The sequence below is a fragment of the Paraburkholderia aspalathi genome, from assembly GCF_900116445.1.
In the GTDB taxonomy this organism is placed as follows: domain Bacteria; phylum Pseudomonadota; class Gammaproteobacteria; order Burkholderiales; family Burkholderiaceae; genus Paraburkholderia; species Paraburkholderia aspalathi.
Map to the genome: position 1 here is coordinate 22140 of NZ_FPBH01000056.1, position 15703 is coordinate 37842.

Genomic DNA, 15703 nt, shown 5'->3' on the forward strand with positions numbered 1-15703 from the left:
GCTTTCACGCGTCGAGCTTCGCGGGCGTCATGCGCGGCGTCAGCATCTGCATGACGGCAAGCGCGACGAGATAGGCGAGCGCGCCGATCGCGAACAGTACCCAGTAGTGGCCCGTGCGTTGCAGGACCTGTCCGATCACTTCCGAGAACAGCACCGCGCCGATCGAGCCCGCCATCCCACCGATCCCCACAACCGCGCCCAGCGCGCGCTTCGGAAAGAGATCGGACGCCGTGGTGAAAAGATTCGCGGACCAGCCTTGATGTGCGGCTGCGGCCAGTCCGACGATCGCGACGGCACCCCAAAGATTATCGACTTGTGAGACGAACGCGATCGGCAGCACGCAGCACGCGCAGATCAGCATCGCTGTCTTGCGCGCGGCGTTCACGCTCCATCCGGAACGCAAGAGCGCCGAAGAGAGCCAGCCGCCGCCGATGCTGCCGACGGTCGTCATCGCATAGATGCAGACGAGCGGCAGGCCGATGTGCTGCATGTCCATGCCGCGCGACTCGTTAAGCCACTTCGGTAGCCAGAACAGATAGAACCACCACACCGGGTCAGTCAGGAACTTGCCGATCAGGAACGCCCACGTCTCGCGCTTTCTGATCAACGCGCCCCAGCCCGGCGCGCGGGCGTTCACGTTGACGGCATCGAGCGCCTCGACCTCGTCCTGTCCGCCCTCCACCTAACTCGTGTCTGCGGACCGGTAGAGCGCGAGCCATACGGCCAGCCAGACGAGGCCCATCGCCCCAATGATCACGAACGCCGCACGCCAGCCGAACGCCAGCGCAAGCGGCGGGATGATTGCGGGCGCGAACACTGCGCCGATATTCGCGCCAGAGTTGAAGATGCCGGTCGCAAGCGCACGCTCGCGCCGCGGGAACCATTCTGCCGTCGTCTTGATGGCGGCCGGGAAGTTACCGCCCTCGCCGATGCCAAGCAGCGCACGAACTATGGCAAAGCCGGCGACCGAGCCGACCGCCGCATGCAACACCGCAGCCGCGCTCCAGATCAGCATTGCAAGCGCGTATGAAATGCGCGTGCCCAGCCAGTCGACGATCCGGCCGAAGCACAGAAGGCCGACCGCGTAGAACGCCGAGAAGGCGATCACGATGCGGCCGTACTGCACCTGGGTCCAGCCAATGTCGTGCTGCAGCACCGGCGCGAGCAGACCGAGAATCTGGCGGTCCATGTAGTTGATTACGGTGGCGAAGAAAAGCAGCGCGCAGACCGTCCAGCGGTAACGGCTGGCGGCGGTGCGGGCGAGTCTGATAACGGCGGTTTGCATGTGAGTCTCCGTTGCGCGGCGGCGCTCGTCGCGTCGCGCTATGTGTCATTGAAGGCGGGGAGCGCCGAGGGTCGCTACGCGCGCCGCAGCAGGTGCGTTACGTCACGGGCACGTCAATTTAGGAAAACGTTTTTCTAGAATAGAAGCATTGAGACTCTCTGTCTAGTCCTTATTTTACCTAGTCTTGCGCACTGCGATTCAATGGTGGGACCATCTAACCCAGAAGTATGGTTAATCGTTTTCGTTCTCATGCGTCGCGGCCTCTCGGCAGGTCGAGACGGCGCGGAGATCAGGCGGACTGGCGGGACCCGGGTCGGTCGTGTCGGCGCGAACAGATTGAAACGACGGCGAGCGGATTTTCCCTGGGGTTTTTACTGGCTTCCGTCGAGCCAGTGCCTAACGAACAGCCGAACACGCTTGTGAAATTGCTTGTTTCAGCATCGATCCACTTACAATCAGGAGACAAAAATGCATTCGTCAAGAAGATCATCCGTTATTTTTGCGGCCAGTACACTGACGTTCCTTCTCGTCAGTGCCTGCGGAGGCGGCCTGAATGATGGTCCGAAAAATCCAGTTTCTTCTGCGTCCACCGTGTCTCTTCACGGAATCGTTTATGGAGCGACGGATACGAGCGTCCCGTCAGGAGCAGGCGTGTCCATAACCATGATGGGGCAGATGAGGGCGCTCTTTGATCTCATCAAGAAAGCGCCTGATTTCACACAGGTGGTGATGGATCTGGGCGACGGCAGCCCGGTCCATGTACTCGATACCAATACGGGCGATAAATTTCTCCCAGGCAAACTGGCGCTCGGCCTGTCGTACATATTGATCGACATGAAAGCGAAAGGGGATCCGAAATACGCGGATTACCTCGCGACGTATCAAAAGATAACAACCGCGATGATGACGCAGACAAGCGGCGCCAATTACACGTACGCGAATACATCCTGGGGCGAGTATTACTACCTCGTTGCGCTCAATAATTTCAAAGCGCACGGCATGCTCAACGAGGTCTTCAGCGACGCAATGCTCGCTACACTTCAAAATCGCCTGACCTTCTGCGATATGTTTGGCGCAGATGCAAGCGGCTCGAAGAATACGTGCCCCGCCACAGGTACGCCGATCGACGTTGCATCGCTTAATACCGCTCAAAACTACTATGCGGTTTCTTACGGTATTGCGGGGCTGAGACAAAAACTGGGGTGGAGCAATCCGACTTTCTCTTCCGCCACTGACCCGGCTGTGGCATCGATGGGTGCGCGGGACGCGCTTCTGTACACGCTCACGAATCACATTCGGAAAGACTCGTCTGGCGGTTTTTCCGACGAGGCCTCGAACACCCATACGACCTATTATGATCAGGCACGCTTCGATCGGTACAGCACGTTGCTAATTGGCGAAGTCGTTGAACGAACTTTCGAAATGGGCAATGAGGCGAATCTCACGCCCGAATTGAAATCCTATCTGCGCAAGTCAGTCGACCTCATTCTTCCGCAGCTCAACGCAGATGGCCAGGGTTTCAACTATGGCAGGTCCATCGGGCCGTACGGGGACTCCGCCTTTATGGAAATCCTGACTGCTGCGGCAAATGCTGGCGTACTGTCCGCTCAGGAGATGGAGGTGGCCTATTCGTTCATCTACAAGGCGGCCTATCGTTTCGACACGTTCTGGTACGACCCGACCTTGCCGACTCCATCCGTGAACATGTGGGTCAAGGGCCGCGGCACCGACGCGTATCGCGGCAAGCCCCGCGTGATGGGCGAGAACTTCAGCCTGCTGCACCAGTACATGTATGTGAACGCGTGGTGGGACAAGCTCGGTTTCAACGGCAAAGCGCCGATGTCTGATTCCGACCTGCAAGCGTGGCTGAATACAAAACCGCATCACACGCTCACCTGGTACAACTTGCCCACCGATACCGCGCATCCGTATAGCGCCGCGCTCATCACCGTGCGCGACGGCAAGCGGGTCATCAATCTGAATCTGAGCCAGGCACCCGACTACAATTCGTACACGCCCTATTACCCGACGCCGTTCTCCGACAACCTGATTTATGGCACAACGGATCTGGGCTATGCGTTGCTGATTCCGCAAGTTTCCTATAACGGGAAAACCTACATTCCGGTCACGTATTATAAGAACCTGAATGTTCAGGAAAACAACGGCCAAGTGGTCGTCTCTTTCGACACGACCAAGTTCCGGCAGGCCGTTAAGAATGCGACCTATGCCACGGATATCGACCTGCAGGTCCACACGGTTCTAACGTTTGGTCAAGGCACACTGACGCGAACCGATACGCTGAGTTCTGGGACGTTGACCGGCGCCATCGCGGTCGAGACGGACTTCACGTCCTTTGCGGATTTCCCGAACACCACAGCGAATAGCGATGGATTCTCGGTTAAGTACGCTAATAGTAATGCGACCAGCTATGGCACGATGGGTTTTGACAGTTGCGCCCTGTCTAACTTCGAAATGGCGGCCGGGGTAACCAATCCGTTGTCGACCACTCCGATCGGGCAGCTGCATTCGAACTTTGCCTGTACGACACGCCCCTTCGCACTCAACGCGGGAACTAGTCGTACGTTCAGCTGGACACTGAAGTACGCCGGTTCGAATTGATCCTATGAAGTGCGCCGGCCTTTTAAGGGCCGGCGTTGCCTCGCAAGGAAGTCTATGAGCTGAAAAGCTTCCCATGGTCGAACTCTCGTGATGTGTAATCTGGTGTGCACGTTAGCTGCCCCCCGAAAGGGCGTGCTGTGTCTGTTAGTAAATCATTACGTATGCGATTCATCGAAGTCGGTCTGAAATTTTGATGTCCGTCGACTGGCTTTGGATGCGATCCGGCCAACCCAAAGCTCGAAGAGGGACTGTTCGTTACTCGAAAGCGGTCAGCGGTCCGAACGGTTCGATCGTATCCGTCAGCGGAACCCGTGTTGACGGTGCCGCGCGGTTAGATGTCGACGATCTTCCGCAACAGAGCGTAAGAGACCCGCCAATGACCTTCCGAATCATTAACAGCGATGGACGCGGTTTTTGCGTTGAGGCGGACGATGATACCGACCCGCTCGCTCAGATGTTTGTCGGTGAAGCCGACGGTGTCGCCGATGAAGAATTCCTCTCGCTGAGCTCGCGGTGGCGGCGACGCAGGCGTGTGGGTTGGGCCGCTCGCAGTGTCAGGGATAACCGCCGCGTAGAGCACCGACCAACGCTGACGGCTCTGGTTGTCCTGAATCACCGCCTGGGTTTGCCTCAACTCCACCACCGTTCCGTGCGAAGGTGGTGCGAGCGGATCGCCCCCGATATAACTGACCTCCATTCCCAGGTGCAGGCGTTGACGTACTTCGAGAATACGTCGCGGGTCGTCCAGCATTTTGCCGATGGCGAGATAGAGGCGATACAACTCGGCGCTGGGCGCCTGCCGAAGCGAGTCGAGAATGTCCATGAATGTGTAGGCGTTTAACGGGCGAGCGGCAACAGTTCGTGCACGCGGTTGACAGGATACGACGGCAACTTCTCAAGTGTGTCCTTGAGCCATGCATAAGGCTCAAAGGCGTTCAGCCGAGCCGTGCCGAGTAGCGAGTACATCGTGGCGGCGGCCCTGGCGCCACGCGGCGAGCCCGCGAATGTCCAATTGGCTCTCCCCAGGGCGATAGGGCGAATTTGACGCTCGAGAGCATTGCGGCGTCCGGATGGGAAACGATAAATGCCGCGTCTGGTGTGACCGCGAGCGGGTGCGGCTCTGCACGTGGCTCGCTCGAGAGCTTCTTGCGCCACAGGCCGAAGGTACTGACGGCGAGCCCCTGCTCACGACAGAAACGTCGAAGGCCCAGTCCGCTTGTGGTCCACGCGATGACCATCTCGCGCCAGAATGCTTCGCCTTGCCGGGGGCGTCGCGCGCCCGTCGGTACGGCCTCTCCCGTTGCGTCGTCCATCGCATTGCTCCGTCGTTACGATGGCATCACCTTCGCACCGCGCTCACGTGCATTCAAGACGGGATGCGCTGACAGATACGTTCGATCGGCTGTAGCGGCCGACGAAGGAGCGTTCGTCTTTGACAATCGTATGGCCGCTTACGGGGCGGAGCCGACGCCTGAACGTCCGACCGACGACGCATGTGAACGGCGTTTTGTGGCCACACAGAGCCGGATGACAATCTGCTCAGCTCGCCCCTCGGCAGCCGGTCGAAGTATCTCCGCAGCGGACGCTCAGATTCCAACTCAGCCTGCCACGCCACCAATCCGAATGATCTGCGCGCCCGCCTTCAGCTTGTCTAGATAGTCTGCCCACAACTGCATCATCACCCGGCGCTCCCTGATGAACTTGGTCCGGTTATATGCCGAACCAAGATTATCCGGCACTGCATGTGCGAGTTGGTGCTCGATCACCTCTGGTTTCTGCTCAAGTTCCTCGTGCAGGATGGTACGGGCCATCGCGCGAAAACCGTGACCGGTAATTTCCGTTCGTGTGTCATAACCCAGTCGTCTAAGTGCGGCATTGATCGCCGCTTCGCTCATTGGACGCAACGTCGAACGAGCGCCGGGAAAAACAAACCGCCCCTTGCCGGTCAGTGCTTGTAACTCCCGCAGGAGAGCCACGGCCTGGGTTGCAAGCGGCACCAGATGCTGAGTCCGCGTCTTTGTCACAAGATAGCGCCACTCCCCCTTATCCAGGTCGAATTGCGCCCACTCAGCCTGACGAAGTTCGCCTGGCCGCACGAACAGCATCGGCGCGAGCTTGAGCGCGCAGAGCACGGGAAACGTCCCCGAGAAGCCATCGAAGGCCCTGAGCATCTCCGCCACCTTCGCGGGTTCGGTGAGCGCAGCAAAGTGCTTTTCTATGGGAGGCGGAATCGCTCCAATCAGGTCTTTTGCCGGATCGTTCTTTGCCTTGCCTTCCTTGATCGCATATCGGAAAACACGGCTGATTTCACTGCGCACCCGGTGCGCTGAATATCGAGCGCCCCTACTATCGATCCGCTTGAGCACCACCAGAATCTCGGGCGCGTCGATCTCGGTGATGGGTCGCTTGCCCAACCACGGGAATACGTCGTTTTGCAGACGGGCGAGTGTCTTTTCATGCTGACCAATCTGCACGACCGATTTGCGCTCCTCCAGCCAGTCGCGGGCTACGGCCTCGAATGAATTGTTGGCGTTGAGCCTTGCGGCACGCTTATCAGCCTTTTTGACGTCGCTCGGGTCGATCCCGGCCGCCAGTTGTTCACGCGCCGCACTTCGTTTCTTGCGCGCCGCTGCGAGCGATACGTCAGGGTAGACGCCCAGCGCCAAGAGTCTTTCTCTACCACCGAATCGGTATTTGAGGCGCCAGTATTTCCCTCCCGACGGCGCAATCTCCAGATACATCCCGCCACCGTCAGTCACGCGATAGGCCCTCTCGCGAGGGGCTGCGCGACGCACAGCAATGTCGGTCAGGGGCATGAGGAACTCCTGGGGGTATTTTTTGCAACGACGTCGGTTTTCACGCCAACATACCCCCTAAGATGCCCCCACATGCCCCCAGATGTCAACGGAACTCTGCGGATTCTCCCAGAAACAAAAAACCCTCGAAGCATTGCTGCATCGAGGGTTCAAGGAATTTCCAGGAATCGGGTGGAATACTTCCTGGTGCCGGGGACCGGACTCGAACCGACAAGCCGTTAGGCGGCGGATTTTAAGTCCGCTATGTTTACCAATTTCATCACCCCGGCAGGGGTCAGAACCACGCTGGACGCGAATTCTACCATTGCCCGGCGGGCACACCAAACCGGCGCAATCCAGCCGCGCCCCATCCCCACCCTCGCCCGCCAGGCATAAAAATTGGAGTCATCCGCAAGTCACAAACGTTCCTGATAATCCGCTGACGAAAACGTTTACATCACGCGCGGAAATCATGATCCCAACGATCAAAGACGTCGCCGCCCACGCGGGCTTCTCCATCGCCACGGTCTCGCGCGCGATCAACGCGCCGCATACCGTGAACCCGATCACGCTCGATAAGGTGCGTCAATCCATCGACGCCCTTAACTTCCGCCCCAGCCCGCTCGGCCGGCAGCTGCGCGGCGAGCGCACGCGCCTGATCGGCGTGATCCTGCCGACGCTCGCCAACCCCGTGTTCGCCGAATGCCTGCAAGGCATCGACGAACTCGCCGCGGCGCAAGGCTACCGGCTCATGCTGATGACCACCCAGTACGATGCCGACCGCGAACGCCACGCCATCGAAACGCTGCGCGAACATCGCGTGGAAGGCCTGATCCTGACCGTCGCCGATGCCGACACGCATCCGCTGCTCGACGACCTAGACCGCTCCGGTCTGCTCTACGTGCTGATGCATAACGACACCGTGCGGCGTCCGTCCGTCTCGGTCGACAACCGCCTCGCCGCGTTCGATGGCGTACGCATGCTGATCGCGCACGGCCATCGCCGCATCCTGATGCTCGCAGGCACGCTCGCCGCTTCGGACCGCGCCCGCCAGCGGCATCTCGGCTACGCGCAGGCGATGCAGCAGGCCGGCCTCACCCCTGCGCCCGCGCTCGAAGTCGATTTCAACGCGGACGAACTCGCGCCGTCCGTGCTCGCGCATCTGACCAACGGCCCGAACCGCCCGACCGCCCTCTTCTGCAGCAACGATTTGCTCGCCATGGTCGTGATGCGCGGCCTGCGCCGCGCGCGTCTGCAGATTCCGCACGACATGTCGATTCTCGGCTTCGACGGACTCGCCATGGGCGAATTGCTGTCGCCACCGCTGGCAAGCGTCTGCGCGCCAAATCGCGAGATCGGCTGCGCCGCCTGGCGGCGTTTGCTAGCTCGCGTAACCGGCACCGACGAAACGCATGAGGCAACGTCGCCCAAGCTGACCTTGCCACACAGCTTGCGCGAAGGTGCCACCATCGCGGCGATTTCGAACCGCACAGAAACGTCCGCTGCGACCTAGAGGCCGTTCGCATAGTCGCTTGCATAAACATCCAATTCGAACCCCGAACCACCCGCTCTCTTCCTCTCCAGGAGACCCGTAGTGATCCGCTCTTCAACACGCTTTGCTTCTTCCATCAAGCCACTCTGGCATCGTCTCGCCCGCACTACGGCCACCGCGCTGTCAGCAGGCATGATCGTCACGGCCGCGCTCGCCGCCCTTGCACCGCAAGCAGCCCACGCCGATGAAACCGCGATCTGCTACAACTGCCCGCCCGAATGGGCCGACTGGGCGAGCCAGATCAAGGCGATCCAGCAAAAGACCGGCATCCGCGTGCCGTTCGACAACAAGAACTCCGGTCAATCGATTGCGCAACTGATGGCCGAGCAGAAGAGCCCGGTTGCGGACGTGGTCTATCTCGGCGTTTCGTCGGCGTTCCAGGCGAAAGACAAAGGCGTCATCCAGCCGTACAAGCCGGCGCACTGGGACGACATTCCAGCCAACATGAAGGACCCGCAAGGCTACTGGTTCACGATCCACTCGGGCACACTGGGCTTTTTTGTCAACAAGGACGCGCTGGAAGGCAAACCGGTCCCGCGTTCGTGGGCCGACCTTCTGAAGCCTGAGTACAAAGGCATGATCGGTTACCTCGATCCGTCGAGCGCGTTTGTCGGCTATGCGGGCGCAGTCGCGGTAAATCAGGCGCTCGGCGGCACGCTCGATAACTTCGAGCCAGGCCTCGACTGGTTCCGCAAGCTGAAGGCCAACGCGCCGATCGTGCCGAAGCAGACCGCCTATGCGCGCGTGATGTCCGGCGAAATTCCGATCCTGCTCGACTACGACTTCGACGCCTACCGCGCGAAGTACAAGGATCACGCCAACGTCGAATTCGTGATTCCGAAGGAAGGCACGATCTCGGTACCGTACGTGATGAGTCTCGTGAAGGGCGCGCCGCATGAAGCGAACGGCAAGAAGGTGCTCGATTTCGTGCTGTCTGACGAAGGCCAGAAACTGTGGGCCGACGCCTATCTGCGTCCAGTACGCGCAAACGCAATGAGCCCGGAAACCGCCGCCAAATTCCTGCCCGCAAGCGACTATGCCCGCGCCAAACCGGTCGACTTCGGCAAAATGGCCGAGAAGCAGTCGAGCTTCGGCGAGCGTTATCTACAGGTGATGCATTGAACGACGTCACGTTCCCGCTGCGCTGGCGCATCGCTTTGATCGCGCCGGCGCTGGCGGTTTTCATCGCGTTCTGGCTGCTGCCGATGGGCGCGCTCGCACAGATCAGCGGCGACGGCCACGCATTCGCGACTTATCGCGCGATGCTGACGAATCCGCGCTACATGTCGAGCCTCGGCGCGACGGTGATGTTGTCCGCAGCGGTCACGGCGACGACGCTTGTGCTTTCCGTGATCGCCGGTTTGCTGCTGGCGCGCCGTGAGTTTCCGCTCAAGCGCACGCTGCTCGCGCTGCTGACGTTTCCATTGGCATTCCCAGGCGTCGTGGTCGGCTTCATGGTGATTATGCTGGCGGGACGTCAAGGTTTGATCGGTGCGTTATCGCTGAAACTCACAGGCGATCGCTGGGTGTTCGCTTACTCGATGAGCGGGCTCTTTCTCGGCTATCTGTACTTCTCGATTCCCCGCGTGATCGTCACCGTGATGGCATCGGCGACCAAGCTCGATGCCTCGCTCGAAGAGGCCGCGCGTTCGCTCGGCGCATCGCCATGGCGTATTACGCGCGATATCGTGTTGCCCGCGTTGTCGCCGGGCTTGATCGCAGCCGGCGCGGTATGTTTCGCGACCGCGATGGGCGCCTTCGGCACCGCCTTCACCCTGGCCACCGACATCGACGTATTGCCGATGACCATCTACACCGAGTTCACACTGAACGCGAACATGGTGACGGCCGCGGGCCTCTCGATCGTGCTCGGCATCGTCACATGGGCCGTGCTGGCGTTCGCCCGCAGCGTGAGCGGTTCGGCTGTCGCGGCAAGCGCATGAGCGGCGTGCCCAAACCCGATGACAAAACTTCGATGAACTCCATCAGTGCTCCAATCAAGCAGCCCGCAAAACCGCGCGCGCGGCGCCGCAGGTTGCTCACATCACGCACGTGGCTCGCAGCCGGACAGTGGTTCGTTACGCTGTTGCTATGCGCCTTTCTGATCGTGCCGGTCGTGATGTCGATCATGGCCGGCCTCACGGTCAACTACTTCAAAGGCGTATCGAGCGGACTCACGCTGCGCTGGCTCGGTGAAGTGTGGACGCAGTATCACAGCTCCGTATTTCTCTCGCTCGAAGTGGCGGCGATGACCTTGCTGATCACACTGCTGACCGGCGTGCCCGCCGGCTACGTACTAGCGCGCAGCAAGACACGGCTCTCACGCATCATCGAAGAATTTCTGGTGCTGCCGATCGCCCTGCCCGGTCTCGCTTCCGCGCTAGCGCTGCTGGTGGTCTACGGCGGCTTCACGATGTTTCGCATGAGCGTCGCGTTTATCGTCGTCGGACACGTGGTGTTCACGCTGCCGTTCATGGTGCGCGCGGTTGCGGCCGTGTGCGCGAGCAGCGATCTGCGCACACTCGAAGAAGGCGCGGCGAGCCTCGGCGCGAGCTTCTTTCAACGCTTCGTCACGATCGTCTTGCCGAATGCGCGACCGGGAATCGTCGCCGGTGCGTTGGCGGTGCTTACGCTCTCGATCGGCGAATTCAATCTCACGTGGATGCTGCATACGCCCGATACCAAAACGCTGCCGGTCGGTCTCGCCGACACCTATGCGTCGTTACGCATCGAAATCGGCAGCGCCTACACGATTCTGTTTTTCATCATGACGATGCCGCTGCTCGTCGCGATGCAATGGCTCGGCGTCGATGCGACCGGCCAGCGCAGCGCGGGCAAACAACGCAGCGCTGCCTCCCGTTCCAAGCCTACACCGACGTCCACGCCATGAAACTCGACTCCGTTCCCATCACGCTCACACAGTGCGCGAAAACTTTTCGCGGCACGCGTGTGCTCGAACCGCTCGATCTGCACATCGGCGCCGGCGAGACGCTGGTGCTGCTCGGCCCGTCCGGTTGCGGCAAGACCACCACGCTGCGCATGATCGCGGGCCTCGAGACACCTGACGCCGGCGGCTGCATCGCGTTCGGCGACGAAGACGTCACCGCCCTGCCGATCGAAAAACGCCAGGTCGGCATGGTGTTCCAGAGCTATGCGCTGTTTCCGAACCTGACCGTGCGCGGCAACATCGGCTACGGTCTGAAGATCAAACGCGTGCCGGCTGAAACCGCACGGCAACGCGTCGACGAATTGCTCGCAATGATGCGTCTCACCGCGCACGCGGACAAACCGATCGATCAGCTCTCCGGCGGCCAGCGCCAGCGCGTAGCATTGGCGCGCGCACTCGCCGTGCAACCCCGCGTGCTGCTGCTCGATGAACCGCTCACAGCGCTCGACGCGCGTTTGCGCGACACCTTGCGCAGCGAGATGAATACGTTGCTGCGCGAGCTGGGCATCACGACCGTCTACGTGACTCACGATCAGGCCGAAGCGATGGAGCTCGGCGACCGCATCGTCGTGATGAGCGCCGGGCGCATCGAGCAGATCGGCTCGCCGCGCGACATCTACTATCGTCCGGCGAACCGCACGGTCGCGCAGTTCGTCGGCACCATCAACCGGCTGGCTGGTGAACGGCGTGATGGTCTGTTGGCGACAACCGGCGGCGCTGTACCGCTGCCGTCAAGCGCCGGGCACGCTAGCACGGCACACGAATTTTTCTTCCGCCCCGAAGACGCGTATCTCGCCGACCCGGCCACCGCCCAATTGCGCGGCAACATCGAAAGCACGGCGTTTCTCGGCGAGCGCACCCGTTTGACGATCGGTGGCGCCGCACCGGACGCGCTACTGATCGATGTCGCGGGCCGCGTCGAACTCGCGCGCGGCACGCCGGTCGGGATTTCAATCGCGCAGGACGCGCTGATTGCGCTATCGTAATGACACAGCGCTGCGTTTCTAGCGCGCCATAAAGAAGGACATCCCCATGCTGCTGGCTCAAATTAGCGACCTCCATATCAAACGGCCCGGCGCGCTGGCTTACCGCCGCGTCGATACCGGCGCCTATCTCGTGCGCACTGTCGCCGCGCTCAATGCGCTGGAGCCGCGTCCTGACGCCGTAATCATGACCGGCGACCTCGTCGATCAGGGCGATCCGGAACAGTACGAACACCTCAAGACGTTGCTTGCGCCGCTCGAGATCCCCTACTTCCTGATGGTGGGCAATCACGACGAACGGGCTGCGTTGCGCGCGGCGTTTCCCGATCGGGCCGAATTGCGTAGTGGTGGCGAGTTCGTGCACTACGCGGTCGATGTCGGACCGCTGCGCGTGATCGCGCTCGATTCGATGGTGCCGGGCGAAAGCGCCGGCAATCTATGCGACGCGCGTCTCGACTGGCTCGAGACGCAGCTCGATGCGGCGCAAGGCAAGCCGACGGTGGTCGCGTTGCATCATCCGCCGTTCGTCTGCGGAATCGGGCATATGGATGAATTGCGGCTCGATCCCGCTGCCGCCGACAAGCTCGCCGCGTTGATCGCGCGTTATCCGAACGTGGAACGGGTGATCTGCGGCCATGTGCATCGGCCGATGTTCGTGCGTTTTGGCGGCACGATTGCGTCCGCGGTGCCGGCGCCCGCGCATCAGGTCGGGCTCGATCTACGCGAGGATGCGCCCTCCGCATTCGTGATGGAGCCGCCTGCGTATGCACTGCATCGCTACGATCCGGCGACGGGCGTCGTCACGCATCATGCATATGTTGATAAAGCCGATGGTCCGTATCCTTTTTACGAACCTGAAGGCGAGTTGATCGATTGAGGGTTTCGCCTCACCGGTTCAGAGCGCAACAAAAGTTTGCCGGACGCGCCGGGACAGCCTGAAATACGGTATCCCGAGCGCGGCAGCGACGACGGCCTGAATGAAGCCGTCGAACGGAATGGCAATGGCGACGCCAATGGTGTGGGTCATGTGATCGCCGAGCAGGTAGGCGATGGTTCGCATGACGAGGATGGCCAACAGCCACGCCTGCACCTGCAACGGAAAACGCGCCGAATTGCACCGCACGAGCAGCGCCAGCCAGCCTGCGCCGGTGACGATGAACATCCCGATGATCACGTCGCAGCCCACCATCGCGATCACGGTGCGATACCAGCCGTGCGTTTCAGGGCGCACGAATACCGCCAGCAGCTCCCATTCGAGCATCAGCTTGAGCGGATCGCGCAAGGCGAATGCGGTTGAAAGCGCCCATGCAGCGAGGGAGATCAAGGCGAGGAGCAGCCAGCCGCTGATGCGTCGAGGTTCGAGTATCGAGGGTGTGTTCATGAGATCGGTCACGTAATGGATCGCGTTGCGCGCGCCGATTCTACGAACGAAAACCGAACGACCATCTCATTTTGTCTGCGAGGGAGCGCATGTTGGGCCGTCAGCACGATCCTCCCTGCTCCGGTATGATCGGCACGCTTGAGGACCGCGCATGGGCCGGTCCATCGATCGCCCCCTCTCATGTCCACATCCGACGCCTCCACTCCCGCTTCCGCCGACCGGTCGTTGCGCGGCTTGCTGCTTCTGCTCGCGACGATTGCCGGTGTGGCAGTCGCAAACATCTATTACAACCAGCCGCTGCTAGACAATTTCCGCCAGTCGTTTCCGAATAGCGCATCGTGGGTCGGCGTGGTGCCTGCCGTGACGCAGCTCGGCTACGCAGCCGGGATGCTGTTGCTGGCGCCGCTCGGCGACCGCTTCGATCGGCGCCGCCTGATCCTGCTGCAGACTGCCGGCATGTGCGTCACGCTCGTGATCGCGGCTGCGGCGCAGAACTTGCCCGTGTTGATCGCGGCGAGCCTCGCCATCGGTGTGCTCGCCACCATCGCGCAACAGGCTGTGCCCTTCGCCGCCGAACTCGCGCCGCCCGCGCAGCGGGGACAAGCCGTCGGCACGGTGATGAGCGGCCTGCTGCTCGGCATTCTGCTGGCGCGGACCGCGGCGGGCCTGATCGCCGAGTATTTCGGGTGGCGCACGGTATTCTTCGCTTCGGTGGTCGCGTTGCTGGTGCTGGCCGTCGTGATCATCTTGCGCTTGCCGAAGAGCAAGCCGACTTCAACGCTCCCCTACGGCAAGCTGCTGGTTTCGATGTGGCATCTGGTCGTCGAGCATCGCGCGCTGCGTGAGGCCTCGCTAACGGGTGCCGCGATGTTCGCCGCTTTCAGCATCTTCTGGTCGGTGCTGGCCTTGTTGCTGGCGGGCGCACCGTTTCACCTCGGGCCGCAGGCGGCCGGCCTGTTCGGTATTGTCGGTGCGGCGGGGGCAATGGCCGCGCCGCTCGCCGGCAAGTTTTCCGATCGACGCGGACCGCGAGCCATTATCACGATGTCGATCGCGCTGGTGGCTGTGTCGTTTGTTGTTTTTGCCTTGTCGGCGAAGAGTATTGCCGGGTTGGTGATTGGCGTGATCGTCCTTGATATTGGTGTGCAGGCTGCGCAGATTTCCAATCAATCGCGGATTTATGCGTTGAAGCCTGAGGCGCGGAGTCGCGTGAATACGGTTTATATGGTGGCTTATTTTATTGGCGGTGCTGTCGGGTCGGGGGTCGGCGCTGCGGTTTGGCCGACCTTTGGGTGGGTCGGGGTTAGTGTTGCGGGGATGGTTTTTGCCGGGCTGGCGGCTTGGAATCATTTGAGGCTTCCAGCCGGGGTTCAGGGTTAAGGTTTTTTTGCCTGCGCGGCGCTTTTTGTTTGTGTTCTTAGGGTTTTGGGCTTTTCTTGTTCTGGGTTTGGTGCCTTGTTCTGGGTTTGGTGCCTTTCCTTGTTCTGGCTTTGGTGCCTTTCCTTGCATTGTTAGTGGTCTATTAGTGTTGCCCCTGTGCGGGGCGGCACTTACTTTCTTTGCCGCCGCAAAGAAAGATAAGCAAAGAAAGCGGCTAGAAGCCCCTGCTAAGCGGGTCCCGCAGCCCACACAGGGTAGTGGTGCATCTGGAATCTGTGCTCGTGCCGCTGCTTAGGCTTGTGACAAGGGCATCATACTTCCGGCGGCGCTGCGCGCGCCGAAGAGCCATTCATAAAACCGATCGCTGCGTTTTCACGTTCGCGCCTCGCCATCGGGTTTCCGGCGCGAGTGCAGAGGCGCCTCGCCGAGGCGAAGCCGACGGCCCCCACAAACCAAAACCGAAGCCCATGGTTTCCCCTGCAGACCCGTCCGCGACGCACGTAGTGCGGAGTGGGAGCTGATGAGTCCTTTGTCACTAACGCGGAACGTGGGAGAGCACGGATTCCAGTCGCACCACTACCCGCAGCAGACCACGGTGCCCGCTTAGCAGGGGCTTCTAGCCGCTTTCTTTGCTTACTTTCTTTGCGGCGGCAAAGAAAGTAAGTGTGTAGTGGTCCAATGACTATGGACACCTCTAAAGGGGATAATTCTCCAAACGAGGTGAGAAATGAGCAGACGGAACATACCCGAAGAATTCAAGG

13 protein-coding genes, 1 tRNA gene and 1 pseudogene are annotated in these 15703 nt (G+C 60.8%); 8 read left to right on the plus strand and 7 right to left on the minus strand.

The genetic code is table 11. The features are described 5' to 3' along the window. Nucleotides 1-4: 4 nt before the first annotated feature. A pseudogene (locus tag BM438_RS42600) lies at nucleotides 5-1285 on the minus strand (MFS transporter). A 468-nt stretch (nucleotides 1286-1753) separates the two neighbouring features. Here BM438_RS42600 and BM438_RS42605 point away from each other — a divergent pair. Continuing rightward, nucleotides 1754-3904, plus strand: a complete 2151-nt coding sequence (locus tag BM438_RS42605; RefSeq protein ID WP_093647243.1) for a hypothetical protein — start codon at nucleotides 1754-1756, stop codon at nucleotides 3902-3904. A gap of 331 nt (nucleotides 3905-4235) precedes the next feature. Here the strand turns inward: BM438_RS42605 and BM438_RS42610 are convergent, their stop codons facing one another. The 5 genes from BM438_RS42610 to BM438_RS42625 all read right to left on the minus strand — a co-directional run bounded on the left by BM438_RS42610 (nucleotide 4236) and on the right by BM438_RS42625 (nucleotide 6989). Beyond that, nucleotides 4236-4727: a hypothetical protein gene (locus tag BM438_RS42610; protein ID WP_093647246.1), complete on the minus strand. Its 492-nt coding sequence runs from the start codon at nucleotides 4725-4727 to the stop codon at nucleotides 4236-4238. 14 nt (nucleotides 4728-4741) lie between these two features. After that, nucleotides 4742-4930, minus strand: coding sequence for a transposase domain-containing protein (locus BM438_RS46575; protein ID WP_244179601.1), 189 nt, complete (start codon nucleotides 4928-4930; stop codon nucleotides 4742-4744). Continuing rightward, a complete protein-coding gene (gene tnpA / locus BM438_RS46580) occupies nucleotides 4840-5217 on the minus strand; it encodes an IS66 family insertion sequence element accessory protein TnpA (protein WP_244179602.1) in 378 nt (125 codons plus the stop codon). Before tnpA ends, BM438_RS46575 begins: the two co-directional genes overlap by 91 nt. A 285-nt stretch (nucleotides 5218-5502) precedes the next feature. Continuing rightward, the gene (locus tag BM438_RS42620) at nucleotides 5503-6720 is read right to left on the minus strand and encodes a tyrosine-type recombinase/integrase (protein WP_093647250.1); all 1218 of its coding nucleotides are present in this window, start codon (nucleotides 6718-6720) and stop codon (nucleotides 5503-5505) included. Nucleotides 6721-6904: 184 nt separating this feature from the next. Beyond that, nucleotides 6905-6989: transfer RNA gene (locus BM438_RS42625), tRNA-Leu, on the minus strand. Between the two features lie 182 nt (nucleotides 6990-7171). On the opposite strand from BM438_RS42625, the gene BM438_RS42630 reads away from it, so the two are divergent. From BM438_RS42630 to BM438_RS42655, 6 genes are all read left to right on the plus strand, one after another. Then, nucleotides 7172-8212, plus strand: a complete 1041-nt coding sequence (locus tag BM438_RS42630) for a LacI family DNA-binding transcriptional regulator (protein ID WP_093647253.1) — start codon at nucleotides 7172-7174, stop codon at nucleotides 8210-8212. An 81-nt stretch (nucleotides 8213-8293) separates the two neighbouring features. After that, nucleotides 8294-9373, plus strand: coding sequence for an ABC transporter substrate-binding protein (locus tag BM438_RS42635; RefSeq protein WP_093647255.1), 1080 nt, complete (start codon nucleotides 8294-8296; stop codon nucleotides 9371-9373). Next, complete coding sequence (locus tag BM438_RS42640) at nucleotides 9370-10194, plus strand: ABC transporter permease (RefSeq protein ID WP_093647257.1); 825 nt, start codon at nucleotides 9370-9372, stop codon at nucleotides 10192-10194. The genes BM438_RS42635 and BM438_RS42640 overlap by 4 nt, the downstream gene beginning before the upstream one ends. Nucleotides 10195-10226: 32 nt before the next feature. Next, nucleotides 10227-11141 (plus strand): ABC transporter permease, encoded by a 915-nt coding sequence (locus tag BM438_RS42645; RefSeq protein ID WP_093647266.1) that lies wholly within the window; start codon nucleotides 10227-10229, stop codon nucleotides 11139-11141. Beyond that, entirely contained in the window at nucleotides 11138-12184 is a 1047-nt protein-coding gene (locus BM438_RS42650) for an ABC transporter ATP-binding protein (RefSeq protein ID WP_093647260.1), read from the plus strand. The genes BM438_RS42645 and BM438_RS42650 overlap by 4 nt, the downstream gene beginning before the upstream one ends. 46 nt (nucleotides 12185-12230) lie before the next feature. Continuing rightward, entirely contained in the window at nucleotides 12231-13058 is an 828-nt protein-coding gene (locus BM438_RS42655) for a phosphodiesterase (RefSeq protein ID WP_093647262.1), read from the plus strand. Nucleotides 13059-13076: 18 nt separating this feature from the next. Here BM438_RS42655 and BM438_RS42660 read toward each other — a convergent pair whose 3' ends face one another. Next, the gene (locus BM438_RS42660; RefSeq protein ID WP_093647268.1) at nucleotides 13077-13562 is read right to left on the minus strand and encodes a DUF2569 domain-containing protein; all 486 of its coding nucleotides are present in this window, start codon (nucleotides 13560-13562) and stop codon (nucleotides 13077-13079) included. Nucleotides 13563-13742: 180 nt separating this feature from the next. On the opposite strand from BM438_RS42660, the gene BM438_RS42665 reads away from it, so the two are divergent. Then, nucleotides 13743-14942, plus strand: coding sequence for an MFS transporter (locus tag BM438_RS42665; protein WP_093647264.1), 1200 nt, complete (start codon nucleotides 13743-13745; stop codon nucleotides 14940-14942). Nucleotides 14943-15703 lie beyond the last annotated feature (761 nt).